Source organism: Streptomyces sp. NPDC048600, assembly GCF_055587025.1.
In genome coordinates this window covers 27,723-49,958 of the sequence record NZ_JBVJGZ010000042.1, presented here as the reverse complement: position 1 = coordinate 49,958, position 22,236 = coordinate 27,723, and the positions used below count along the sequence as shown (strand labels likewise).

20 protein-coding genes are annotated in these 22,236 nt (G+C 72.3%); 5 read left to right on the top strand and 15 right to left on the bottom strand.

Annotated elements, in window-relative coordinates; translation table 11 throughout:
* The 5 genes from ACZ6SQ_RS35520 to tkt form a co-directional block, all read right to left on the bottom strand.
* Positions 1–755: glucose-6-phosphate isomerase (locus ACZ6SQ_RS35520; protein WP_469569630.1), on the bottom strand; the 755-nt coding region annotated here is incomplete at its 3' end.
* Entirely contained in the window at positions 748–1,683 is a 936-nt protein-coding gene (gene opcA, locus ACZ6SQ_RS35515) for a glucose-6-phosphate dehydrogenase assembly protein OpcA (RefSeq protein WP_469569626.1), read from the bottom strand. The genes opcA and ACZ6SQ_RS35520, both read right to left, overlap by 8 nt.
* The gene (zwf, locus tag ACZ6SQ_RS35510) at positions 1,680–3,269 is read right to left on the bottom strand and encodes a glucose-6-phosphate dehydrogenase (protein WP_469569624.1); all 1,590 of its coding nucleotides are present in this window, start codon (positions 3,267–3,269) and stop codon (positions 1,680–1,682) included. Before zwf ends, opcA begins: the two co-directional genes overlap by 4 nt.
* Positions 3,266–4,402 (bottom strand): transaldolase, encoded by a 1,137-nt coding sequence (gene tal, locus ACZ6SQ_RS35505; RefSeq protein WP_469569621.1) that lies wholly within the window; start codon positions 4,400–4,402, stop codon positions 3,266–3,268. Before tal ends, zwf begins: the two co-directional genes overlap by 4 nt.
* A 30-nt stretch (positions 4,403–4,432) precedes the next feature.
* Positions 4,433–6,508 carry a transketolase gene (tkt, locus tag ACZ6SQ_RS35500; protein WP_469569618.1) on the bottom strand — a complete coding sequence of 692 codons (2,076 nt, stop codon included), beginning with the start codon at positions 6,506–6,508 and terminating at the stop codon, positions 4,433–4,435.
* 146 nt (positions 6,509–6,654) lie between these two features.
* Here tkt and ACZ6SQ_RS35495 point away from each other — a divergent pair, with 146 nt between their 5' ends.
* Complete coding sequence (locus ACZ6SQ_RS35495) at positions 6,655–7,593, top strand: helix-turn-helix domain-containing protein (protein WP_469569616.1); 939 nt, start codon at positions 6,655–6,657, stop codon at positions 7,591–7,593.
* A gap of 124 nt (positions 7,594–7,717) precedes the next feature.
* Here the strand turns inward: ACZ6SQ_RS35495 and ACZ6SQ_RS35490 are convergent, their stop codons facing one another.
* Positions 7,718–9,094, bottom strand: coding sequence for a glycoside hydrolase family 16 protein (locus ACZ6SQ_RS35490; RefSeq protein ID WP_469569613.1), 1,377 nt, complete (start codon positions 9,092–9,094; stop codon positions 7,718–7,720).
* On the opposite strand from ACZ6SQ_RS35490, the gene ACZ6SQ_RS35485 reads away from it, so the two are divergent.
* Positions 9,006–9,188, top strand: coding sequence for a hypothetical protein (locus tag ACZ6SQ_RS35485; RefSeq protein WP_469569610.1), 183 nt, complete (start codon positions 9,006–9,008; stop codon positions 9,186–9,188). The genes ACZ6SQ_RS35490 and ACZ6SQ_RS35485 overlap by 89 nt on opposite strands.
* 509 nt (positions 9,189–9,697) lie before the next feature.
* On the opposite strand, the gene ACZ6SQ_RS35480 is transcribed toward ACZ6SQ_RS35485, so the two are convergent.
* Complete coding sequence (locus tag ACZ6SQ_RS35480; protein WP_469569608.1) at positions 9,698–11,797, bottom strand: MMPL family transporter; 2,100 nt, start codon at positions 11,795–11,797, stop codon at positions 9,698–9,700.
* 399 nt (positions 11,798–12,196) lie between these two features.
* Between ACZ6SQ_RS35480 and ACZ6SQ_RS35475 the strand changes: the two genes are divergently transcribed.
* Positions 12,197–12,643, top strand: a complete 447-nt coding sequence (locus ACZ6SQ_RS35475; RefSeq protein ID WP_469569605.1) for a VOC family protein — start codon at positions 12,197–12,199, stop codon at positions 12,641–12,643.
* Here the strand turns inward: ACZ6SQ_RS35475 and ACZ6SQ_RS35470 are convergent.
* The 5 genes from ACZ6SQ_RS35470 to ACZ6SQ_RS35450 form a co-directional block, all read right to left on the bottom strand.
* Positions 12,640–13,083 carry a GNAT family N-acetyltransferase gene (locus ACZ6SQ_RS35470; protein ID WP_469569603.1) on the bottom strand — a complete coding sequence of 148 codons (444 nt, stop codon included), beginning with the start codon at positions 13,081–13,083 and terminating at the stop codon, positions 12,640–12,642. The two genes, ACZ6SQ_RS35475 and ACZ6SQ_RS35470, sit on opposite strands and share 4 nt — an antisense overlap.
* On the bottom strand, positions 13,080–13,766 hold the full coding sequence (locus tag ACZ6SQ_RS35465; RefSeq protein ID WP_469569600.1) for a response regulator transcription factor: 687 nt from the start codon (positions 13,764–13,766) through the stop codon (positions 13,080–13,082). Before ACZ6SQ_RS35465 ends, ACZ6SQ_RS35470 begins: the two co-directional genes overlap by 4 nt.
* A complete protein-coding gene (locus ACZ6SQ_RS35460; RefSeq protein ID WP_469569597.1) occupies positions 13,763–14,953 on the bottom strand; it encodes a sensor histidine kinase in 1,191 nt (396 codons plus the stop codon). The genes ACZ6SQ_RS35465 and ACZ6SQ_RS35460 overlap by 4 nt, the downstream gene beginning before the upstream one ends.
* 162 nt (positions 14,954–15,115) lie before the next feature.
* Complete coding sequence (locus ACZ6SQ_RS35455) at positions 15,116–16,801, bottom strand: carbohydrate binding domain-containing protein (RefSeq protein WP_469569596.1); 1,686 nt, start codon at positions 16,799–16,801, stop codon at positions 15,116–15,118.
* 237 nt (positions 16,802–17,038) lie between these two features.
* Positions 17,039–18,166: an ATP-grasp domain-containing protein gene (locus ACZ6SQ_RS35450; protein ID WP_469569594.1), complete on the bottom strand. Its 1,128-nt coding sequence runs from the start codon at positions 18,164–18,166 to the stop codon at positions 17,039–17,041.
* 273 nt (positions 18,167–18,439) lie between these two features.
* Here ACZ6SQ_RS35450 and ACZ6SQ_RS35445 point away from each other — a divergent pair, with 273 nt between their 5' ends.
* Positions 18,440–19,303 carry a metallophosphoesterase family protein gene (locus tag ACZ6SQ_RS35445; protein WP_469569593.1) on the top strand — a complete coding sequence of 288 codons (864 nt, stop codon included), beginning with the start codon at positions 18,440–18,442 and terminating at the stop codon, positions 19,301–19,303.
* A gap of 128 nt (positions 19,304–19,431) precedes the next feature.
* Here the strand turns inward: ACZ6SQ_RS35445 and ACZ6SQ_RS35440 are convergent, their stop codons facing one another.
* The 3 genes from ACZ6SQ_RS35440 to ACZ6SQ_RS35430 all read right to left on the bottom strand — a co-directional run bounded on the left by ACZ6SQ_RS35440 (position 19,432) and on the right by ACZ6SQ_RS35430 (position 21,197).
* Positions 19,432–19,668, bottom strand: coding sequence for a hypothetical protein (locus ACZ6SQ_RS35440; RefSeq protein ID WP_469569591.1), 237 nt, complete (start codon positions 19,666–19,668; stop codon positions 19,432–19,434).
* 306 nt (positions 19,669–19,974) lie between these two features.
* The gene (locus ACZ6SQ_RS35435; protein ID WP_386378387.1) at positions 19,975–20,505 is read right to left on the bottom strand and encodes a toxin-antitoxin system, toxin component; all 531 of its coding nucleotides are present in this window, start codon (positions 20,503–20,505) and stop codon (positions 19,975–19,977) included.
* 32 nt (positions 20,506–20,537) lie between these two features.
* Complete coding sequence (locus ACZ6SQ_RS35430) at positions 20,538–21,197, bottom strand: helix-turn-helix domain-containing protein (protein WP_469569587.1); 660 nt, start codon at positions 21,195–21,197, stop codon at positions 20,538–20,540.
* Positions 21,198–21,420: 223 nt separating this feature from the next.
* On the opposite strand from ACZ6SQ_RS35430, the gene ACZ6SQ_RS35425 reads away from it, so the two are divergent.
* Positions 21,421–22,089 carry an MmyB family transcriptional regulator gene (locus ACZ6SQ_RS35425; RefSeq protein ID WP_469569585.1) on the top strand — a complete coding sequence of 223 codons (669 nt, stop codon included), beginning with the start codon at positions 21,421–21,423 and terminating at the stop codon, positions 22,087–22,089.
* The last annotated feature ends 147 nt before the right edge of the window (positions 22,090–22,236 follow it).

Here is a 22,236-nt window from a genome sequence, read left to right as displayed (position 1 = left end):
GCGACCTTCCCCGCGTTCGTCGACAGCGCCACGAAATGACGGGCGACGGCCTTCTCCTCACCGCCCAGCCCCTCCAGCAGCCAGGTGCGGGCGGAAGTGGCGTTGGTGACCGTCTCGATCGTGGTGAACGTCTTGGACGCGACCACGAACAGCGTCTCGGCCGGGTCGAGGTCACGCACGGCCTCGTGCAGGTCCGCACCGTCGACGTTCGAGACGAACCGCAGGGTCAGCGCCCGGTCGGTGAACGCGCGCAGCGCCTCGTAGGCCATCGCGGGGCCCAGATCGGAGCCGCCGATACCGATGTTGACGACATTACGGATCCGCCGGCCGGTGTGACCGGTCCACTCACCGGAACGCACCCGCCCGGCGAAGGCGGCCATCTTCTCCAGCACCGCGTGCACGGCGGGCATCACGTTCTCGCCGTCCACCTCGACCACCGCGTCCGCCGACGCCCGCAACGCGGTGTGCAGAACCGCCCGCCGCTCGGTGTTGTTGATCCGCTCACCACGGAACATCGCGTCCCGCAGCCCGAACACATCCGTGGCCACGGCCAGCTCGTGCAGCAGGGCGAGGGTCTCGTCGGTGATCAGGTGCTTGGAGTAGTCGATGCGCAGGTCACCGACGCGCACCACGTACCGCTCGGCGCGGCCGGGGTCCGCGGCGAACAGCTCGCGCAGGGTCCGCTGCCCCTCGGCACGGTGGTCCTCCAGCGCGGCCCACTCCGGGCGCAGGTTCAGCTTGGGGGAGTCAGACATGAGTGGCGGTCTCCTTGGCGGCCTCGCCCCGCAGGGCGACGGCGTACATCTCGTCGGCGTCGAGGCGCCGCAGCTCCTCGGCGATGAGTTCGGACGTCTGGCGCACCTTCAGGGCGAGGGTGCGCGAGGGCTGGCCGGGCAGGGACAGCGTGGCCAGCGGGCCCTCGGGGCGGTCGATGACGATCTCGCCGTGCTCGCTGCCCAGCCGTACGGCGGTGACCACGGGCCCGGCCGTGACGACACGGTCGACGGTGACGCCGAGGCGGGCCTCCAGCCAGCGGGCCAGCAGCTCGGCGCTGGGGTTCTCCGCCTCGCTCTCCACCGCCGCCGAGGTCACCTTCGCCCGCGCCTGGTCCAGGGCGGCGGCGAGCATCGAACGCCATGGCGTCAGCCGGGTCCAGGCGAGGTCGGTGTCGCCGGGGGCGTAGGAGCGTACGCGCAGCTCCAGCGCGTCCAGCGGGTGCTCGACCGCGTACATGTCGGTGATCCTGCGCTGGGCCAGCGCGCCGAGCGGGTCCTTGGCGGGCACCTCGGGGGCGTCCACCGGCCACCACACGACCACCGGGGCGTCCGGCAGCAGCAGCGGCAGCACGACCGAGTCGGCGTGGTCGGACACCTCGCCGTAGGTGCGCAGCACCACGGTCTCGCCGGTGCCCGCGTCGGCGCCCACGCGGACCTCGGCGTCCAACCGGGAGGCGGTGCGGTCGCGCGGGGTGCGGGCGTGCCGCTTGATGACGACGAGGGTGCGCGAGGGGTGCTCGTGCGAGGCGCGCTCGGCGGCCTTGATGGCGTCGTAGGCGTTCTCCTCGTCCGTGACGATCACCATCGTCAGGACCATGCCCACGGCCGGGGTGCCGAGGGCGCGGCGGCCCTGCACCAACGCCTTGTTGATCTTGCTTGCCGTGGTGTCGGTCAGGTCGATCTTCATGGCCTGCGCCAGCTCCGTCCGTCTCGTGCGAGCATCTCGTCCGCTTCCTCGGGGCCCCAGCTGCCCGACGCGTACTGCGCCGGCCGGCCGTGTGCCGCCCAGTACTCCTCGATCGGGTCGAGGATCTTCCAGGACTCTTCCACTTCCTGGTGACGGGGGAACAGGTTGGCGTCCCCGAGGAGGACGTCCAGGATGAGCCGCTCGTAGGCCTCCGGGCTGGACTCGGTGAACGACTCGCCGTAGGCGAAGTCCATCGTCACGTCCCGGATCTCCATCGAGGTGCCGGGCACCTTGGAGCCGAAGCGGACGGTGACGCCTTCGTCCGGCTGCACCCGGATGACGATGGCGTTCTGGCCGAGCTCCTCGGTGGCCGTGGAGTCGAACGGGGAGTGCGGGGCCCGCTGGAGGACGACCGCGATCTCCGTGACCCGGCGGCCGAGGCGCTTTCCGGTGCGCAGATAGAACGGCACGCCCGCCCAGCGGCGGTTGTCCACGTTCAGCCTGATCGCCGCGTAGGTGTCCGTGGTGGAGGCCTGGTCGATGCCGTCCTCCTCCAGATAGCCGCGCACCTGCGCGCCGCCCTGCCAGCCCGGCGCGTACTGGCCGCGCACGGTGTGCCGGCCCAGGTCCTCCGGCAGCTTCACGGCCTTGAGGACCTTCAGCTTCTCGGTGAGCAGCGAGCCCGCGTCGAAGGCGGCGGGTTCCTCCATCGCGGTGAGCGCCATCAGCTGGAGCAGGTGGTTCTGGATGACGTCACGGGCCGAGCCGATGCCGTCGTAGTAGCCCGCGCGGCCGCCGATGCCGATGTCCTCGGCCATCGTGATCTGCACATGGTCGACGTACGAACGGTTCCAGATCGGTTCGAACATCTGGTTGGCGAAGCGCAGCGCCAGGATGTTCTGGACGGTCTCCTTGCCGAGGTAGTGGTCGATCCGGAAGACCTGCTCCGGGTCGAACACGTCGTGCACGATCGCGTTCAGCTCCCGCGCGCTCGCCAGGTCGTGGCCGAACGGCTTCTCGATGACCGCGCGCCGCCAGGAGCCCTCCGGCCCGTCGGCCAGACCGTGCTTCTTCAGCTGCTGGACGACCTTGGGGAAGAACTTCGGCGGCACGGAGAGGTAGAACGCGTAGTTGCCGCTGGTACCGCGGGCCGCGTCCAGCTCGTCCACGGTCCGGCGCAGCGTCTTGAACGCCGTGTCGTCGTCGAAGTCGCCCGGGATGAACCGCATGCCCTCGGCGAGCTGTTGCCAGACCTCCTCGCGGAACGGCGTACGGGCGTGCTCGCGCACCGCGTCGTGGACGACCTGCGCGAAGTCCTGGTCCTCCCAGTCCCGGCGGGCGAAGCCCACCAGCGAGAAGCCCGGCGGCAGCAGACCGCGGTTGGCCAGGTCGTACACGGCCGGCATCAGCTTCTTGCGGGACAGGTCGCCGGTGACGCCGAAGATGACCAGCCCGGAGGGGCCGGCGATCCGCGGGAGCCTGCGGTCGCGCTCGTCGCGCAGCGGGTTGGCCCAGCCGGGGGCGGCACCCGCGGCGGACCGCGCCTTCGCGCCCGGCCGGCCCGTCCTGCCCTTCGCCTTGGTCATTCCCCGTCAACTCCCTTGCTCATGAGCGACTTCGTGACGGTGTCCAGCAGGTCCTGCCAGGCCGCCTCGAACTTGGCCACGCCCTCGTCCTCCAGCCGGGCCACGACCTCGTCGTAGGAGATGCCGAGCCGTTCCAGGGCCGCGAGGTCGGCGCGGGCACGGTCGTAGCCGCCGGTGACGGTGTCGCCGGTGATCTCGCCGTGGTCCGCGGTGGCGTTCAGCGTGGCCTCCGGCATGGTGTTGACCGTGCCGGGAGCGACCAGCTCGTCCACGTACAGCGTGTCCTTGTACGCCGGGTCCTTCACGCCGGTCGACGCCCACAGCGGGCGCTGCTCGTGGGCGCCGGAGCCGGCCAGGGCCTGCCAGCGGGCGCCGGAGAAGACCTGCTGGTACGCCTCGTAGGCGAGGCGGGCGTTGGCCAGCGCGGCCCGGCCCCTGAGGGCGAGGGCCTCGTCGGTGCCCAGGGCGGCGAGGCGGCCGTCGATCTCGGTGTCGACGCGGGAGACGAAGAACGAGGCCACGGAGTGGATCCCGGCCAGGTCCAGGCCCGCGGCCCGCGCCTTCTCCAGGCCCGCGAGATGGGCGTCCGTCACCTCGCGGTAGCGCTCCAGGGAGAAGATCAGGGTCACGTTGACGCTGATGCCCTGGGCGAGGACCTCGGTGATCGCGGGCAGACCCGCCCGGGTCGCCGGGATCTTGATCATCACGTTGGGGCGGTCCACCAGCCAGGCGAGCTGCCTGGCCTCGGCGATCGTCGCCGTGGTGTCGTGGGCGAGGCGCGGGTCGACCTCGATGGAGACCCGGCCGTCCCGGCCGCCGGTGGCGTCGTACAGCGGCCGCAGGATGTCGGCGGCGGCCCGTACGTCGGCGGTGGTCATCATCCGCACGGCCTCGTCGGTGGTGACGCCCCGCACGGCGAGGTCGGCGAGCTGCTCCTCGTAGCCCTCGCCGGAGCCGATGGCGGCCTGGAAGATCGAGGGGTTGGTGGTGACGCCGACGACGCCCCGGGTGGCCAGCAGTTCAGCCAGATCGCCGGTGGTGATCCGCTTGCGCGACAGGTCGTCCAGCCAGATGGAGACGCCCTCGTCGGACAGGCGCTGAAGGGCTCCCGCGGTGGCGGTTGCTTCGGTCATTCTTCGATCATCTTCTTTCTGGCGGTCGGATCAACCACGTGCCGCGGCCAGCGATTGCCTGGCCGCGGTGGCGACGTCGTCGGCGGTGAGGCCGTACTCGGCGAACAGGGTGTCCGCGTCGGCGGAGGCGCCGAAGTGTTCGAGGGAGACGATGCGTCCTGCGTCACCTACGAACCGGTACCACGTCAGAGCGATCCCGGCTTCGACGGCGACCCGCGCTCGCACGGACGGCGGAAGGACCGCGTCGCGGTACGCGCGCGGCTGCTCCTCGAACCACTCCACCGACGGCATCGACACCACCCGGGTGCCGGTCCCCCCGGCCTCCAGCGCCTCCCGCGCGGCGACGGCGAGCGAGACCTCGGAGCCGGTGGCGATCAGGACGACGTCGGGGGTCGCGGTGGAGGAGTCGCGCAGGACGTAACCGCCGCGCGCGGCGTCCGGGTTCGGCGCGTACGTCGGTACGCCCTGCCGGGTGAGGGCCAGGCCGTGCGGGGCCGGGCGGGTGGAGTGGCGGCGCAGGATCTCCGCCCAGACGACAGCCGTCTCGTTGGCGTCGGCCGGCCGGACCACGTTCAGGCCCGGGATCGCGCGCAGCGAGGCCAGGTGCTCCACCGGCTGGTGGGTGGGACCGTCCTCGCCGAGACCGATGGAGTCGTGCGTCCAGACGTAGGTCACCGGCAGCTGCATGAGGGCCGACATACGGACGGCGTTGCGCATGTAGTCGGAGAACACCAGGAAGGTGCCGCCGTAGACGCGGGTGTTGCCGTGCAGGGCGATGCCGTTCATCTCCGCGGCCATCGAGAACTCACGGATGCCGAAGTGGACCGTACGGCCGTACGGGTCGGCCTCGGGCAGCGGGTTGCCCTCGGGCAGGAACGACGAGGCCTTGTCGATCGTGGTGTTGTTCGACCCGGCGAGGTCGGCGGAGCCGCCCCACAGCTCGGGCAGGACCGGGCCGAGGGCCTGGAGGACCTTGCCGGACGCGGCACGGGTGGCCAGCGAGCGGCCCTCCTCGAACACCGGGAGCACGGACTCCCAGTCCTCGGGCAGCCGGCCCGCGACGATCCGGTCGAACAGCTCGGCGCGCCCGGGGTGGTCGGTCCGCCACGCGGCGATCCGCTTGTCCCAGGCGGTGTGCGCCTCGGCGCCCCGGTCCAGGGCCCGGCGGGTGTGGACCAGCACCTCGGCGGGGACCTCGAAGGTCCGCTCCGGGTCGAAGCCGAGCAGGCGCTTGGTGGCCGCGACCTCCTCCTCGCCGAGCGCGGAGCCGTGCGAGGCCTCGGTGTTCCGGGCGTTCGGGGTGGGCCAGGCGATGATCGTGCGCATCGCGACGATCGAGGGCCGCGCGGTCTCGGCCCGGGCCGACTCCAGGGCCGTGTACAGGGCGTGTACGTCCACATCCCCCTCGGCGGTCGGCTCGATCCGCTGGGTGTGCCAGCCGTAGGCCGCGTAGCGCCCGAGGACGTCCTCGGAGAACGCGGTCGCGGTGTCGCCCTCGATGGAGATGTGGTTGTCGTCGTAGAGGAGGACCAGGTTGCCGAGCCGCTGGTGGCCGGCGAGCGAGGAGGCCTCGGCGGAGACGCCCTCCTGGAGGTCGCCGTCGGAGACGATCGCCCAGACCGTGTGGTCGAACGGTGAGGTGCCCTCCGGGGCGTCCGGGTCGAACAGACCGCGCTCGTAGCGGGCGGCCATGGCCATGCCGACGGCGTTGGCCACGCCCTGGCCGAGCGGGCCGGTGGTGGTCTCCACACCGGCCGTGTGGCCGTACTCCGGATGGCCGGGCGTCTTCGAGCCCCTGGTACGGAAGGCCTCGAGGTCCTCCAGCTCCAGTTCGTAGCCGGCCAGGTAGAGCTGCGTGTACAGGGTCAGCGAGGTGTGGCCGGGGGACAGCACGAAGCGGTCGCGGCCGGTCCACTCCGGATCGGCCGGGTCGTGCCGCATCACTTTCTGAAAGATCGTGTACGCGGCGGGAGCCAGACTCATCGCGGTGCCCGGGTGGCCGTTGCCCACCCTCTGCACGGCATCGGCCGCCAGAAGGCGGGCGGTGTCGACGGCACGCCGGTCGAGTCCGGTCCACTCGAAGCTGTCGGGCGTCTGCGTGCTCATCTTCAAGAAGTCCTCTGAAAGAGCGGGATTGCTGGTCGTACGCGTTAGAGATTAAAAGTCTGACTTTTAGGCGGCCAGGTCGGCGTGTGTCAGCCTTTGGTGAAAGTGGGACATCACCCGTACGGACGAGGCAGTACGAGAAGGACATGGCGGACAGAAACACCGCGCGCGCTGCGGACGAGCACCGGGGCGGCTCCGCCGGCGCGCGCGCCGACGACGGCGAGGGCATCAGAACCTTCGCCTTCCCCTCCGACCTCAGCGTCAGCGGCGTCGGCATGCAGGTCGGCTCCCTCGGCTCGGGGCACACCTGGCACGCCGACGACGCGCCGCTGGACAAGGTCCACCGCATCGACTTCCACGTGGTGATGCTCTTCTCCGCCGGTCCCGTCCGCCACATGGTGGACTTCGCCGAGTACGAGGCCCGCGCCGGCGACCTGCTCTGGATCCGCCCCGGACAGGTGCACCGCTTCTCGACCGCGGACGAGTACCGCGGAACCGTCCTGACCATGCAGCCCGGTTTCCTGCCCCGCGCCACCGTCGAGACCACCGGCCTCTACCGCTACGACCTGCCCCCGCTGCTGCGCCCCGACCCGGCACGCCTCGCGGCGCTGACGTCCTCGCTGGAGCAGCTGCGCCGAGAGTACGAGGACGACCGGACCCTCCCGCTCGGCCTGCACACCGCGGTCCTGCGGCACTCCCTCACGGCGTTCCTGCTGCGCCTCGCCCATCTCGCGGCCGGCTCCGCGGAGGCCGAGCGGCACCAGTCCGACACCACGTTCACCCTCTTCCGGGACGCGGTCGAGCGGGGCTTCGCCACCAACCACAGCGTCAGCGCCTACGCCGACGCCCTCGCCATCTCCCGCCGCACCCTGGTGCGCGCGGTGCGCGCCGCCACCGGCCAGACCCCGAAGGGCTTCATCGACCGACGGGTCGTCCTGGAGGCCAAGCGTCTGCTGGCCCACACCGACCTGCCCATCGGCCGCGTCGGCGTGGCGGTCGGCTTCCCCGACGCGGCGAACTTCTCCAAGTTCTTCCATCAGCACACGGAGGTGACACCGGCGGCGTTCCGGGCGGAGCTGCGCTGAGGGGGTGCGGTCGACGGTCCCGCCGGGCGGCGGGCCGAAGGGATCGGCCCGAAACGCGCTGACGGGGCGCCGATGTGGCGCCCCGTCAGACGGCGGACCGGGCCGGGCAGGGCGAACCGTGCGCTCAGCGGCCGAAGGTGAACCAGTTGACGTTCACGAAGTCGGCCGGCTGGCCGCTGGTGAAGGTCAGATAGACATCGTGCGTGCCGGTCACCCCACTGATGTTGGCGGGCACGGTCCGCCACGACTGCCAGCCCCCGGTGTTGCCCACCGCGAAGCTGCCGATCGGTGCGTTCGTACGGCTGTCCAGCCGCACCTCGACCAGGCCGCTCACGCCCGAACCGGCGCCGCTCGCCACCCGGGCGCTGAACTGGCGGGCCGCAGAGGAGCCGAAGTCGACGCCCCGGTAGAGCGCCCAGTCGCCGTTCGCCAGCGCCCCGATGTTCTGGCCGCCGCCGGAGTCCGTGGTGGTCTCGGTCATCGTGCCGGACTGGCTGTCGTGCGACTCGGCCTGGATGGCGGTGTAGGCGTCGCGGTTGCCGGTCGGCGGCGGTGTGGTGCCGCCGCCGCCCGCGGACAGCACCTGGACGTAGTCGACGACCATCGCGTACCCGGGCACCGTCCCGCTGTCCGGGCCGCCGCCGAAGGCGGCCGGGAAGCCGCCGCCCATCGCCACGTTCAGGATGACGAAGTAGCCGTGGTTGGTGGCGTTGGCCCAGGTGGTCGCGTCGACCTGGTTGGCCCGCACCGTGTGGTAGTTGACGCCGTCGACGTAGAAGCGGACCTGTTCCGGGCTCGTCGAGCGGTCCCACTCCATGCGGTAGGTGTGGAAGCCCGACTGGCAGGTCGCGCCCGGACAGGTGGTGGAGCCGCCGATGCCGGTGGTCTCGTTGCACGGGCCGCCGGGGGTGGTGCCGCAGTGCATCGTGGCCCAGACGGTGTTCAGGCCCTGGACGTTCTCCATGATGTCCAGCTCGCCGACGGCCGGCCAGTTCCAGTAGTTGCCGCGGTACGGCGCGCCGAGCATCCAGAACGCGGGCCAGTAGCCCTTGGCCGCGGCGCCGGTGACGTTCGGCATCTGCACCCGGGCCTCGACGCGCAGCTTGCCGCCCGCCGGGGGCTGGAAGTCGGTGCGGCGGGTCTCGATGCGGCCCGAGGTCCAGTTGCCGGACGCGTCGCGGCGCGGGGTGATGCGCAGATTGCCGCTGCCGTCCAGGGCCACGTTGCTGGTGCTGGAGGTCATCGTCTCGACCTCGCCGGTGCCCCAGTTGGCGGGTCCGCCGGGGTAGGAGGTCCCGGTGGCGTACTGCCAGTTGGAGGTGTTCACACCGGAGCCGGCCGCGCCGTCGAAGTCGTCGGCGAAGACCTGCGTCCAGCCGGACGGGGGCGGCGGGGCGGAGGCGCTCGCCGTGGTGGTGGCGGTCGTCGCGGCGGCCGCGGCGAGGGCGAGCGCGCCGAAGCCCGCCACCAGTGCCTGGCGCAGCGTGCGCCGTCTGCGCATGCCTGGGGTGTCGCTCATGTGGGGGTTGCCTCTCGGGATACGGGGGATGCGGGGAGCCGTACTGCCGTGCGAGAGCTGTGCGTTGAGGGCCTGAGAGCGTCCCGAGAGCCGTCCGGGGAGACGGTGTGGCTTCGGGGTGATTCTGCGAGTGATTCTGAGAGCGCTCTCAGGCCGCGCCCCAATGTGCTCCGGACCGCCCCGGCCGTCAAGAGGTGAAGCAAGGAAATCCCTTGAGTCACAGGGGAGTTCAGGTGCTGAAGCGGGACGGGCCGGGCATCGGGAGGGTTGGGGGACGGGTGTGCGGGCGGCGGGCGACCGGTCACCCGGCGGGCGGGGCCGGTCACCCGGCGGGCCGGGCCGACCGTCGGCAGCGGGCCGGGCGGAGAACGGCCGGTCACGGGCCGGGCCGTCCGCCGGAAGAAAGCCGGGACGGCGGAGCGCGCGTCGCGGTGCCCGGCAGGCGGACGGGACGGGCGCCGGAAGTGCGCGGCGCCGGCGGAACGGGCCGTCCGTCGGAAGCGAGTGGCGGCAGCCGGAACGGGCCGTCCACCGTGGCTGACGGCGGACGGCCCGTGGGTTTCGGGGGGCTTCAGCGCGGTGAGGTCACTGGCGGACCAGCTCCCGTTCCGTCGGAGCCTCCTCGCGCAGCCCGATCCGGTCGTGCACCCGGCGCAGCGGCCGCGGTGCCCACCAGGCGCGGCGGCCCAGCAGGGCCATCGTCGCCGGGACGAGCAGCATGCGCACCACCGTCGCGTCGATCAGCACCGCCAGCGTCAGCCCGAGCCCGATCTGCAGGATCGGGGAGAATCCGCCGGTCATGAAGGCGCCGAACACCACCGCCAGCAGCAGCGCCGCGCAGGTCACCACCCGGCCGGACCGGCGCAGCCCCGTCACCACGGCCTCCGACTCGTCCTCGCCCTGCTCCCGCGCCTCACGGATGCGGGCCAGGATGAACAGCTCGTAGTCCATGGCCAGTCCGAACGCGATCGCGACGATCAGCGGCGGCGCGGTCAGACTCAGCGCGCCCAGCCCCTCGGCGCCCAGCAGCCCGGCCAGATGCCCGTCCTGGAACACCCACACCACCACACCGAGCGCGGCGCCGAGGCTCAGCAGTGTCGTCGCGATGGTCCGCAGCGGCAGCAGCACCGAGCCGGTGAAGGCGAACAGCAGGACGAAGATGCCGGCCAGCACGGTCAGCGCCGCCAGCGGGGCACGGTCGGCGAGCATCTGGCGGAAGTCGACCAGCTCCGCGGCGGTGCCGGTGACCTCCACCGGCTCGTCCCCGCGCACCTCACGCACCTCGCGCACCAGGTCGGTCGCCGCCGTGCCGTCCACACTGCCGGTCGGGGGCAGCGAGATCACGGTGGCGCCGTCGGGCAGTTCACGCTCCGTGGCGCCGGGCCGCAGGGCGAGGACACGGCCGACGGTGCCCGGGTCCGCGTCCGGCCGGACCAGGACCGTGACCGGGTCGACGCCGCTGCCCGGCGGGAAGTGCTCGCCGACGGTGTCGTAGAGCTGCCGTGCCTCGGTGCTCGCGGGCAGCTGTGTGGCGTCGCCGATGGCGATCCGCAGACCGCTGACCGGCAGGGCCAGTACCAGCAGGGCGGGCACCGCGGTGGCCAGGACGGCGATCTTGTGGCGGGCCGAGAAGCGGGCGACGCGGGCGAAGAAGCGGCCCTCCTCGCCGTCGGGGCGGACCTTGGCCGGGGGGATCTTCCCGCCGAACTTGGTCAGCAGCGCGGGCAGCAGGGTGACCGCGGCCAGCATGTCCAGCACCACCACGGCGGCCACGGCCAGACCCATGCTGCGCAGGAACACGCTCGGGAAGACCAGCAGCCCGGTCAGGCTGACCGCGACCGTCAGCCCGGAGAACAGCACCGTACGGCCGGCCCGTTCGACCGTGCGCCGCACGGCCAGGACCACGTCGTCGGTGGTCCGCCGTTCCTCGCGGAAGCGGACCAGCATCAGCAGCGCGTAGTCCACCGCGAGGCCCAGGCCCAGCATCGTCGTCACCTGGATGGCGTACACGGAGATGTCGGTGACCTCGCTGAACACGAACAGCGCCAGGAACGCGCCCGCGATCCCGCTCACCGCGATCACCAGCGGCAGCGCCGCCGTGCGCAGTCCGCCGAACACCACCAGCAGCAGACCCAGCACCACCGGCAGCGAGATCAGCTCGGCGTTCTTCACGTCCTCCTGGGCGCGCTCGCCGAGCTGCTGCCCGAGCAGGGGGCCGCCGCTGACGTGCACCTCGGGCGCGTCGATCTCCCGGATGCGCTCGGCCGCCGCGTCCACCGCGTCCTCCTCGGCGGCGTCGTCGAGACCGCCCTCCAGGGTGACCGGGATGATCAGGGCGCGCCCGTCCTCGGCGGCCAGACCGGGCGTCCCGTACGGGTCGGGCACCGCGGCCACCCCGGCGATGTTCCGTACGTCGTCGACGGCCCGCTCCACCTGGACCCGCAGGTCCGCGTCGGCGACGGGCACGCCCTCCACGACGGCGGTGAGCGACTCGCCGGTGGGGTCGTTGCGGTCGAGGTACTGGGCTGCGCGCTGCGACTCCGTGCCCGGGACCTCCGGCACATTGTCGGACAGCCGCCCGAAGACGCCCGTCCCGAGGCCGAAACCGATGATCAGGAACAGGGTCCACAGCAGAATGACGGTGAGCGGGCGGCGGGTCGCCGCCCGGGCGAGCGTGGCGAGCACGGCCCCTCCCGGAGTTGTCCGATCGCTTCGCCCTCAGAGTCCCGCCGGACCCCCTTCCACCGGATCGCCGGAGGGAGCGGTTTGCGGGACTCGGTCGTACGGGGGAGTCGCGGCCGGGAATGGGCCGCGCGGGGGAGGGGGAGCGGGTCGGCGATCGTCCGCCGGGGGGAGCCTGCGGGCGGTCGGTCCTGCGCGAGGAGGAGCCCTCACGGGGAAGCGCCAGGTGAGAGGCCCGCGGAGGCGGGCACCCCTGGGGCGGGCCCGAGCGGGACGGCCGCCGTCGGGTCGTTGGAGACGCCTAGGGCGGCAGAACTACTCGTACGACCGGGTGAGCGCGGGAATCAGGCGGCGAGTGCGGGGAGTTGACCCGTTCGGTAGCCGCGATCACCGAGGAGCGCCATGTCCGACGAACCCGCCGTGCGCGAGTTGCGCCTGGTCGTCACCGCCGAGGACTACGAGACGGCCCTGCACTTCTACCGCGACGTCCTGGGCCTGCCCGAACGCGCCGCGTTCTCCTCCCCGGACGGCCGGGTCACCATCCTGGAGGCGGGCCGGGCCACGCTGGAGATCACCGACCCGCAGCACGCGGCGTTCATCGACGAGGTCGAGGTGGGCCGCCGGGTGGCCGGGCAGGTGCGGGTCGCCTTCCAGGTCGGCGACTCCCCTGCCGTCACCGCGCGGCTGGCCGCCGCGGGCGCGGAGGTGCTGGCCGAGCCGACCCGCACCCCCTGGAACTCCCTGAACTCCCGACTCCGAGCCCCCGCCGGCCTCCAGCTCACCCTGTTCGAGGAACTGGACGGGCCGGACGGTCAGGGACCTGACGCCCCGGAGCGCGAAACGCCCTAGTCCCCGAGGGGGTAGTCGTAGCGCAGGAAGCCGTTGAAGGCGGCGACCTTGTCGTACAGGGCCCGCGCGGTGCTGTTGTGGTCCTGGGTGAGCCAGTACAGCCGGGACGCCCCCCGGTCGCGGGCGCGGGCCGCCACCGCCTCGATCAGCGCGCGGGCCACTCCCTGGCCCCGCGCGGACCCGGCCACGAACAGGTCCTGGAGGTAGCAGCTGTCGGGCGTCCAGCAGGAGGCGTGGAAGAGGTAGTGCGTGATGCCGACCAGGTGTCCGTCGGGCGTCCGGGCGCCCAGGCCGTACACCTCGGTGCCCGCCAGCAGGCGCCGCCAGGTCGCCTCGTACTCCTCGTCGGTGGTCTCGGTGGCGTAGAACTCCTTGTAGCCGCGCGCGAGCCGCTCCCATGCGGCGCGGTCCTCAGGGCGCAGAAACCCGATCTCGATCATGAAGGACCATTGTGTTCGGCGCCGCCCGGCGTCACCAGACCCGTCTCGTAGGCGGAGATCACCGCCTGCACCCGGTCCCGCAGCCCCAGCTTCGACAGCACGTTGCTGACGTGCGTCTTCACGGTGTGCTCGCTGACGAACATGGTCGTCGCGATCTCGGCGTTGGTCAGTCCGCGGGCCAGCATCCGCAGGGTCTCCACCTCGCGGGCGGTGAGCACGTCCAGCCGTGTCGGGGTGACCTCGGCGGCGGCCTCCGCCCGGCGGCGGCGCACGATGTCGGCGACCAGCCGGCGGGTGACCGTCGGGGCGAGCAGCGAGTCCCCGGCCGCGACCACCCGCACCGCGTGCACCAGGTCGTCGCGGCGCACGTCCTTCAGCAGGAATCCGCTGGCCCCCGCGCACAGCGCGTCGTACACGTACTCGTCGAGGTCGAACGTGGTCAGCATGACCACCTTGCAGTCCGACTCGGCGCACACCCGCCGGGCCGCCTCCAGGCCGTCCATGACGGGCATCCGGATGTCCAGCAGCAGCACGTCCGGGGTGAGCCGCCGCACCGCGTCCACCGCCTCGGCCCCGTCGCCCGCCTCGCCCACCACCTCGATGTCCGGCTGCGCCTGGAGGATCATGCCGAAGCCGGTCCGGACCAGCTCCTGGTCGTCCGCGACGACCACCCGGACGCTCACCCGAGGGCCGCCCGGTCGCCCGCCACCGGAAGGCGTACGACGACCCGGAAGCCGCCGTCCGGGCCGCGCCCCGCCTCGGCGTCGCCCCCGCAGGCGGCGGCCCGCTCCCGGATGCCGATCAGCCCGTGCCCCCCGGGCGTGCCGGCCGGACCCCGGCCGTCGTCGGTCACGCTGAGGGTCAAGGCCCGCTCCGTCCAGTCGAGTTCGATCACCGCGGAAGAAGCGTACGCGTGCTTGACCGTGTTGGTGAGGGCCTCCTGCACCACCCGGTAGGCCGCGACCTCGGTGTCCCGGTGCAGCGGCCGCGGCTCGCCGTCGGTGCGCAGTTCCACCCGCAGCCCCGCCGACTCGGCCACCTGGTGCGCCAGCGCGGGCAGCGCGGCCACCCCGGGCTGCGGCACCCGCTCCCCGCCGGTCACGGGCTGCTCCTCCTTCAGCACGCCGAGGATGCGCCGCAGCTGGGTCATCGCATCCCGCCCGGTCGCCGCGATCGTGTCGAACACCGCCTCCGCGCGGGCCGGGTCGGTGCGCACCACCACCGGACCGGCCTCGGCCTGCACCACCATCAGGCTGACCGCGTGGGCGAGGATGTCGTGCATGTCCCGGGCGATCCGGGAGCGCTCCTGCGCCCGCGCCCGCTCGGTGTCCGACGCCCGCTCCCGCTCCAGCCGCCGGGCGCGGTCCTCCAGGGCCGCCGTGTAGGCGCGCTGCACGCGGGCCAGCATGCCGAGCGCGTAGGCGCACACCACGCTCAGCAGATGGAAGGCGTACTCGAACGGCTGCGCTTCCTCCTTGAGGAACACCGTGAAGAACACCCCGAACAGCCAGCCCAGCAGCATCAGCCGCCGCTCGATCGGCGGGCACAGCGTGGCGACCGTGTACAGCACGACCAGCCCGCCGTAGATCACCGTCGGCGGCGGGGCGTGGTACACCGCCATGGCGACCGTGGCCACGGACACCGCCCACGCCGTCGCGAAGGGCGCCCTGCGCCGCCACACCAGCGGCACCGCCGTCGCCGTGCCCAGCAGGAAGCCCTGCCAGGTCAGCCTGTCGTCGCCCTCGTCGGGGAAGATCCACTGCAACGAGGCGGCGAACAGCACCAGCGCGGCGAGCGCGCCGTCGACGACGTACGGGTTGGCCGTGCGCAACCGGGCGACGGCGGGCTCGATCCAGGACCGGGCGGACATGGGCGGCTCCTCGGGGAAGGGCAGTTCCAGTATCCGGGCCGGTCAGGGGCGCCGCCTCGCCGATGAGAGGGATATCGGGAGGCCGCGCGTGCGTGCGTGCGCCGGGGGCGCCCCTGGTGGGACGCCCCCGGCCGGGTGCCGCTCGCCGCGGCGGCGGTCGGCTCAGCCGGTGAAGCCGGCCGTGATCGACGTGAACTGCCAGTTGCTCTGGCTGATGCCGGAGCAGTTGCTGGTCACACCGCCGCCGGGGCACGGCCGGTCACGGTTGACCGCCCAGTAGGCGAGGCGGGCGATGTGGTGGGAGTTCGCCCAGTCGCGGATCTGGGTCCAGATCGCCACGGAGGTCAGCTCCTGCTGGTCGGACAGCCCGTTCATGCCGGAGATGCCGATGTGCGCGTACGCCGTGGCGTCGTCCCAGCCGAACGCGGACTTCAGCTTGTTCTTCAGCCCCTCGGTCGCGTTCACGGTGTTGCCGTACATGTCGGCGCCGCCGCCGAAGTCGAACGGCATGATCGTGAAGACGTCGATGCCCGCGTTGAGCGCCTTGGCCTGGTCGATGAGCCGGTTGCCCCAGTAGGTCGGGCCGGTGGTCGAGGTGCCGAAGGTGACGATCGTGCGCAGGCCCGGGTTGTTGGCCTTGACGATCTTCAGCGCGTTCAGGACGCGGTCCTGCACGGCCGCGTTCTCGAACTCGTCCGTGTTCTCGATGTCGACGTCGATGGCCTTCAGACCGTAGGCGTCGATCACCTTCTGGTACGCGCCGGCCAGCGCCTCGGCCGTGGAGCAGTTCGGGCCGAGCTTGTTGCCGCTCCAGCCGCCGATCGACGGCACGATGTCACCGCCCGCGGAACGGATGGAGTTGATGACCGCCTGGTCGTTGCCGCCGGTCAGCGGCCTGCTGCCGTCCCAGGCCGGGTTGCAGCCGCCGGACGAGAGGATGAACGCCATCGTGTACCACTTGATGCCGGTCGCGCTCATCACCGAGGTGGCGCTCGGCGGGTCGCCCCAGCCGAGGTACAGATAGGGCGCGGCCTGCTTGAAGCCGGTGCCCCCGCCGCCGCCCGCGTCCGTGGTCACGGTGACGCTGTTGGAGGCCGGGGAGCTGTTCCCCGCCGCGTCGCGGGCCCGCACGGTGAAGGTGTAGGAGGTGCTCGCCGCGAGCCCGGAGACGGTGGCGCTCGTCCCGGACACGCTCAGCACCTGGTTGGAGCCGCTGAACACGTCGTACGCCGTGACGCCGACGTTGTCGGTGGAGGCGTTCCACGCCAGCGACACACTGGACGAGGACTTGGCCGTGGAGCGCAGGCTGCCCGGCACGGTGGGCGCCTGGGTGTCACCGCCGCCCCCGCCGGGTCCGTCGAGGCTGATGTCGTCGGCGTGGTACGTCCCCTGCCCGTACCAGCCGTGCACATACACCCGGGCGCTGGTCTGCGCGGCGCCGGTGGTGAAGGACAGGCTCAACTGGCTGTACGCGGTGGGCGAGTTGGTCCAGGTCGAGGCCCCGCCGTCCACACCGAGATACACATAGGAGCCACGCACCCACGAGCTGAGCGTGTACGTGGTGTTCGGCTGGACCGAGACGGTCTGCCCGCACTTGGCGTTGTCGCTCGCACTCGCGGCACCCTGGAGCGCGCGCGAGCCGCCGTGCACGGGGGAGCTCACGACGGAGCCGAGGTTGCCGGTGCAGGTCCAGGGCGACAGGGAGCCCGTCTCGAAACCGGCGTTGGACAGGATGTTCGCCGCGTGGGCGGTGCCGGGAAGGGCGACCGCCCCGCCGACCGCGAGGCCGACGGCGCCGAACAGCGCGAGAATTCTGCGTCTGGAGCGGTTCAGGAAAGTGGTGCGCACGCGATCTCCCTGGGGAATGTGGGGTGTTCGGGAGTGCACAGAGGTGCGGAATGGTGCGCAGACAAAGTTGGTATGGACCAATCGAGCTGTCAAGAGCCCTTGCAGGATTGGTCCATACCGGTGAGGCGTAGGTGTGTTCGGGGTGGCGGCGGGTTGTCCGGGCGGGTGGCGGCGGGTTGCCGGGGCGGGCGGTGACGGGTTGTCCGGGCGGGCGCCCGGACAACCGGACCGCGCGGCTCAGAGCGGCAGGACCTGCGCCGCGCTTTCCACGGCCTCGACGGGCTGCGCGGGAACCGCGGGCAGCAGCACCTCGGTCTCCTCGGCCCGCTGCGGCGGCAGGGTCACCGGACGCAGCGGCCGCGGCCCGGACACCACCGAGTAGTCCTGCCCGAGGAACGGCGGGGCCACCTCGCCCGGGTCCTCCCCGAGCGCCAGCTGCACGGCGAGCCACGGCACGTTGATGCCGCACAGGGACAGCTGGTGCAGCCCGCCGGCCGGCCGGGAGTTGACGTCCATCAGCACCGGGACGTCGCCGAGCATGCGGAACTGGATGTTGGACAGATGGTGCAGCCCGAACCCCTCGGCGATCCTGCGGGCCGGCTCCAGCCACTGCTCGTTCAGCGTGAACCCGCGCCGCCGCCCGTTCTTCGTCCTGCCGACGGCCAGCCGCACCCGGTTGTCCGTGCCGGTGAGGCAGTCCACCGACACCTCCGGCTGCTCCAGCCGCGGCATCACCAGCCAGTCCACCGGCTCCTCCGCCGCGCGCAGCGCCTCGAGGACCAGGTCGAGATGGACGTACGGGCTCGGGAAGCCGTTGAGGTGCACCAGGGAGAAGGGCGCGCGGGTGATCACACGGAAGCCGACGCCGCCCGCGCCGGAGGCCGGCTTGAAGCACGCCTTGTACCCGCCCGCCTCCAACTCCTCTACGGCGGCGACGAGTTCGTCGGCCGACCGCACCCGCCACCACGGCGGCACGGGCACGCCGATCGCCTGTACCGCCTCATAGGCGACGATCTTGTCCTCGAAGACGGTGACCGCCTCCGGCGTCGGTGCGAGCAGTGCCGTGCCGACCGCCTCGAAGTCCGCCCGGTGCGCCGCGATGGCCGACTGGTGCAGCCGGGGGACGAACACGTCGATGCCGCGCCGGGCGCACTGGTCGAGCGCGAACTCGACGTACGCGGCCGGGGACAGGCCCTCCGGCTCCAGTTCGGCGGTGTCGGCGGCGGCCAGTACGGGGGAGTCCGGGTCGCCGTGCGTGGCATGGATCTCGACGGCCCGGTCGCTGGGATTTCTCCGCAGCTGATCCATGAAGAACACGTTCTCCGCGTACGTGCGGTTGAGCCAGACGCGTACGCGAGAGACCATGCAGGCCGCCTTTCACGGTTCGCGGGCAGGACGGAGCGGCCCGTGCCCGGGCAGGGTGGAGGAAGGGACACCGAACCGCCCTGGAGAAGGGAGTTCGAGGCGGTGGTGTTGGGGGGATCATACGGCTTTCGAGGGGCCCCGCGTGCAACGCCGGTGTTACGGATCGACCGGTCCGGGGCAGGGTGTCGAGGTGTCCCGGGATCGCCTTGTCGGCGGGGCGCGGAGTGTGTTGTCGTAGTCACGGACGGTGGACGGCGGAGGAAGGGCGGACGGGTGGCGTCGAGGGCCGGCGGGAGCGGGCGGCTGCTGGCCATCAGCGACCTGCACATCGGGTATCCGGAGAACCGGGCACTGGTCGAGAAGCTGTATCCGGAGCACCCGGACGACTGGCTCGTCGTCGCCGGGGACGTGGCCGAGACCGTCCGTGACGTCCGCTGGGCGCTGGAGATGCTCGCCGAGCGCTTCCGCAAGGTCGTCTGGGTGCCCGGCAACCACGAGTTGTGGACCCACCCCAAGGACACCGTGACCCTGCGCGGTGTCGCCCGCTACGAGTTCCTGGTCGCCCTCTGCCGGGAGCTGGGCGTGGTCACGCCCGAGGACCCCTACCCCGTCTGGCAGGGTCCGGGCGGCCCGGTCCGGGTGGCCCCGCTGTTCCTGCTGTACGACTACACCTTCCTGCCGGGCGGCTGCACCACCAAGGAGGAGGGCCTGGCCTACGCCCGGGGGACCGGGGTCGTCTGCAACGACGAGGACCTGCTGCACCCCGACCCCTATCCCTCCCGCGAGGACTGGTGCCGGGCCCGCGTGGAGCTGACCGGGCGCAGGCTCGCCGAGGAGTCGGACGGCCTGCCGTTCGTGCTGATCAACCACTACCCGCTCGACCGGCATCCCATGGACGTGCTGTGGTACCCCGAGTTCGCTATGTGGTGCGGCACCTCTCTGACGGCCGACTGGCACCGCCGCTTCGACGTGGCCGCCATGGTCTACGGCCATCTGCACATCCCGCGCAGCACCGTGCTGGACGGTGTCCCCTTCGAGGAGGTCTCGGTGGGCTACCCGCGTGAGTGGCGCCGCCGCGAGCAGCCCCCGGGCATCCCGCGCGTGATCCTGCCGCGCGAGACGCCCCAGGGGGTTTGAGGGCGCGGGACCTGGACGGCCGCCCGGGTGCCCGAGGAGCACGGTCGCCCGAGCCTCCCGGGCCCGAGGAATACGGCTGTCCGATGCCCCCGGGAGCCCGTACGGACGTCAGCGGCGCGCCCCCGGTGTCACCCGTGCGGGCGGCAGCTCTGCAGCAGCCCGAAGAACTCCTCCTCGTTCCCTCTCAGACCCGCGGCGGCGAGCGCCTGCTCGGCCTCGGCGAGGACGGACGGCGGGACGGCCGGCGGCCGGGACGCGCCCGGTGGCCCGTCGGCGGCGTCGAAGGCGGCCCGGACCGTGTGCAGCAGGCGCAGATAGGCCTGGACGGCCGTGCGTTCCCGGTCGGTCAGGACGGTCGTGGGCATCGGTCGGCTCTCCCCGTGTCGGCTGGTCGGTCACGCGCCCTGACGGCACGTACGCCCCCGCGGCACGGTGACGCACCCTCCAGCTTGCACGCAGGCACTGACAAAGCGGTGGGAGCGCACGCCGGTTCGCCCGCTCAGCGGACGCGAAGCCACACCCGGGGCGCCGAGGGCCCTTCCGGCGGAAGCCGGTGGCGTCGCCGTGCCCGACACGACGAAGGGGCCAGATGGCCCCGCCGCCCCGCTCGGTCCTGCGGGACACTCAGCCCGTACCCGGTCAACCCTGCGGGCCTCAGCCCCGCAGCCCGCTCAGCCCTGCGGCCCGAGATAGCCCAGCGAGGTCTCGATCCGGCCGGCCAGCCGGTCGCGGCGCAGCGGGCCCCGGCCGGACGAATCTGCCAGCCAGGTACGGCACTTGCTCGCCAGCAGCATGCCGAACTCCTCGGCCTCCCGCTCGTCGTCGAGTTCGAAGCGGCTGCGGGCGGCCACCCGCAGTACGGTCGCCTGGAGGTCGGCGGCGTCGTCCAGCAGCCGGGCCGCCACCGCCGCGCCCTCCACGTGGTGACCGCCGTGCTCGGCCTGCATGTGCCACAACTCGTGTCCGAGGATGACCAGTTGATGCTCGGGGGCGGTCCGCTCCTCGATGATCACCAGGTCCTGGTCGGCCATGTCGATCCACAGGCCGCTGGCGGTGCCGGGCGGGAAGGCGGCCATGCGCAGCTTCACCGGGCGACCGCGCCGCCGGCTCATGCCCTCGCACAGCGCGGTGTACAGCTCGACGGGTGCCACGGGGGCGGCCAGCCGCAGCTCCGCGACCAGACCGCCGCACAGGCGGCGCATTTCCCGGGCGTTGCCCACAGTCCTCCCCCGGCTCACGACTCGGGCCGTTTGACGCTCTCCAGGAGCATGTCCAGCCACTCCGCGACCTTGTCGCGGTGCTGGTCGGTGGGCAGTTGCGCGGCCCGCCAGGCGATCCCGCGCACGCCGTGGTCCTGGAGCAGCCGCTCCAGCGGGTCCTCGGGGGCGACGGCCATCGCCTGCCGTTCCCGGTCGGCGAGCTTCTGGAGCAGGTCCTGCTCGGTGCGCTGGAGGGAACCGGCGAGGGCCTCGCCGTCCGCGGCGGTCAGAAAGCCCGCGTGCACCCGGAAGAACCGCTGGATGGCGTCGCAGTGCTCCATGGTGGGCCGCCGGTCGCCGTTGATGAGGGCACCGGCCTGCTGCCGGGACATGCCCGCCCCGTCGGCGATCTCCTGCTGGGTGTACTTGCGCCCGTTGGGCTTCAGCCGGGTGCGCCGCAGCAGGTCCAGGCGCTGGAGGAAGCGTGCCTGTACGTCGGGCTCGCCCGCCGGGCGGCCCCGGAGCAGATCCCTCACGACGGGCTCGGGGACACCGGAGGCCACGGACAGCCGTCCCGTGTCGAACACCTCCGCGTGCGGCACGCCGAGCCGGTCGGCCAGCGCGGTGACGCGGACGACGACGGCCGGCAGGACAGCCGACGCCGTGCCGTCCGGAACCTCGTAGCCATCCGCCACCGACGTGTCTCCTACGTCTCGCACAGCCAACTCACATGTGGTCTCCGTGAACTTCCCGGAGCGTAGCGGGTGCTTCGAACTCACATCCAGGTCTCGCCACAACTGTGGCCAATTTCAGCCGTCAACAGTCGTGGAATGCCACGATAGTTGACATGCCTACCGTCGGCGCAGCAGGATCGGTGCGCCGCGAGAAGGCCGCATAGGCAAGAGGGGTGACCTCCCGATGGCATACCAGGCAGGTGGGCAGCGGCCGGCACCGCGGTCCGCTCCCGTCCGTCCTCAGGCCCAGGAGTATCTGGAGGACTACGCCGCGCTCGTGGAGGCCGTCCCCTTCCCTTCGTTCATCGTGGACCAGCGCTGGGACGTGCTGCTCTCGAACGGTGCGTTCCAGTCACTTTTCCGTGGCGTGGGGCCGCATCCGACCGCCATGCCGTCGGACAACTTCCTGCGGTTCGTCCTCTTCCACCCCGACGCGGGCTCCGTCCTCGGCGAGCACGAGTCGCGGTGGTGCCTGCCGATGCTGGCCCAGTTCGCGGCGGCCGTGGAGCGCAACGGCCACGACCCCGCCCTCCAGGCGGTGCGCCGGGACATCGCCCAGGACCCCTTCATGGAGGCCGCCTACCGCCAGGGCCTGCCGCACTGGGTGCGCGCGATGGGCGAGACGGCCCTCGAACACGACGGCTCCGTAAGGCCGCTGCTCCACCCCGACCCCCGCTGGGGCGCCACCGACTGCCGGATCGTCGACGAGACCCCGAGGACCCTGCGGGACATGGACCGCACCCGCCTGACCCTGGTCCTGCGCGGCCGCCGCCCCGCCGGAAACCGTGGCAGCGCGCCGCGGGTCCGCCGCACGGCGGGCCACCTCACGGTGGTCCCCGCCCCCGAGGACTGACCGGGCACCGTCGGCGTTCAGGTCACCGACGGCGCCGGGTCAGCTCCCGGGACCCGAACCCGCGCGCCAGGTCCTGGGGGGGGGGGGCCCCCTCTCGCCCCCGCGTGGGGGGGGGGGTTTCGCCGGGGGGGAGAAAAAGAAAGACCT

Bases quoted from the DNA above. Each gene is read 5' to 3' on its own strand.
- ACZ6SQ_RS35460 (WP_469569597.1), bottom strand. From the start codon at position 14,953: ATGTCCGCCCGGTCCTGGATCGAGCCCGCCGTCGCCCGGTTGCGCACG.
- tkt (WP_469569618.1), bottom strand. From the start codon at position 6,508: ATGAGCACGCAGACGCCCGACAGCTTCGAGTGGACCGGACTCGACCGG.
- ACZ6SQ_RS35425 (WP_469569585.1), top strand. From the start codon at position 21,421: ATGGCATACCAGGCAGGTGGGCAGCGGCCGGCACCGCGGTCCGCTCCC.
- tal (WP_469569621.1), bottom strand. From the start codon at position 4,402: ATGACCGAAGCAACCGCCACCGCGGGAGCCCTTCAGCGCCTGTCCGAC.
- ACZ6SQ_RS35450 (WP_469569594.1), bottom strand. From the start codon at position 18,166: ATGGTCTCTCGCGTACGCGTCTGGCTCAACCGCACGTACGCGGAGAAC.
- ACZ6SQ_RS35440 (WP_469569591.1), bottom strand. From the start codon at position 19,668: ATGCCCACGACCGTCCTGACCGACCGGGAACGCACGGCCGTCCAGGCC.
- ACZ6SQ_RS35475 (WP_469569605.1), top strand. From the start codon at position 12,197: ATGTCCGACGAACCCGCCGTGCGCGAGTTGCGCCTGGTCGTCACCGCC.
- ACZ6SQ_RS35470 (WP_469569603.1), bottom strand. From the start codon at position 13,083: ATGATCGAGATCGGGTTTCTGCGCCCTGAGGACCGCGCCGCATGGGAG.
- ACZ6SQ_RS35495 (WP_469569616.1), top strand. From the start codon at position 6,655: ATGGCGGACAGAAACACCGCGCGCGCTGCGGACGAGCACCGGGGCGGC.
- ACZ6SQ_RS35435 (WP_386378387.1), bottom strand. From the start codon at position 20,505: ATGCGCCGCCTGTGCGGCGGTCTGGTCGCGGAGCTGCGGCTGGCCGCC.
- opcA (WP_469569626.1), bottom strand. From the start codon at position 1,683: ATGAAGATCGACCTGACCGACACCACGGCAAGCAAGATCAACAAGGCG.
- ACZ6SQ_RS35490 (WP_469569613.1), bottom strand. From the start codon at position 9,094: ATGCGCAGACGGCGCACGCTGCGCCAGGCACTGGTGGCGGGCTTCGGC.
- zwf (WP_469569624.1), bottom strand. From the start codon at position 3,269: ATGACCAAGGCGAAGGGCAGGACGGGCCGGCCGGGCGCGAAGGCGCGG.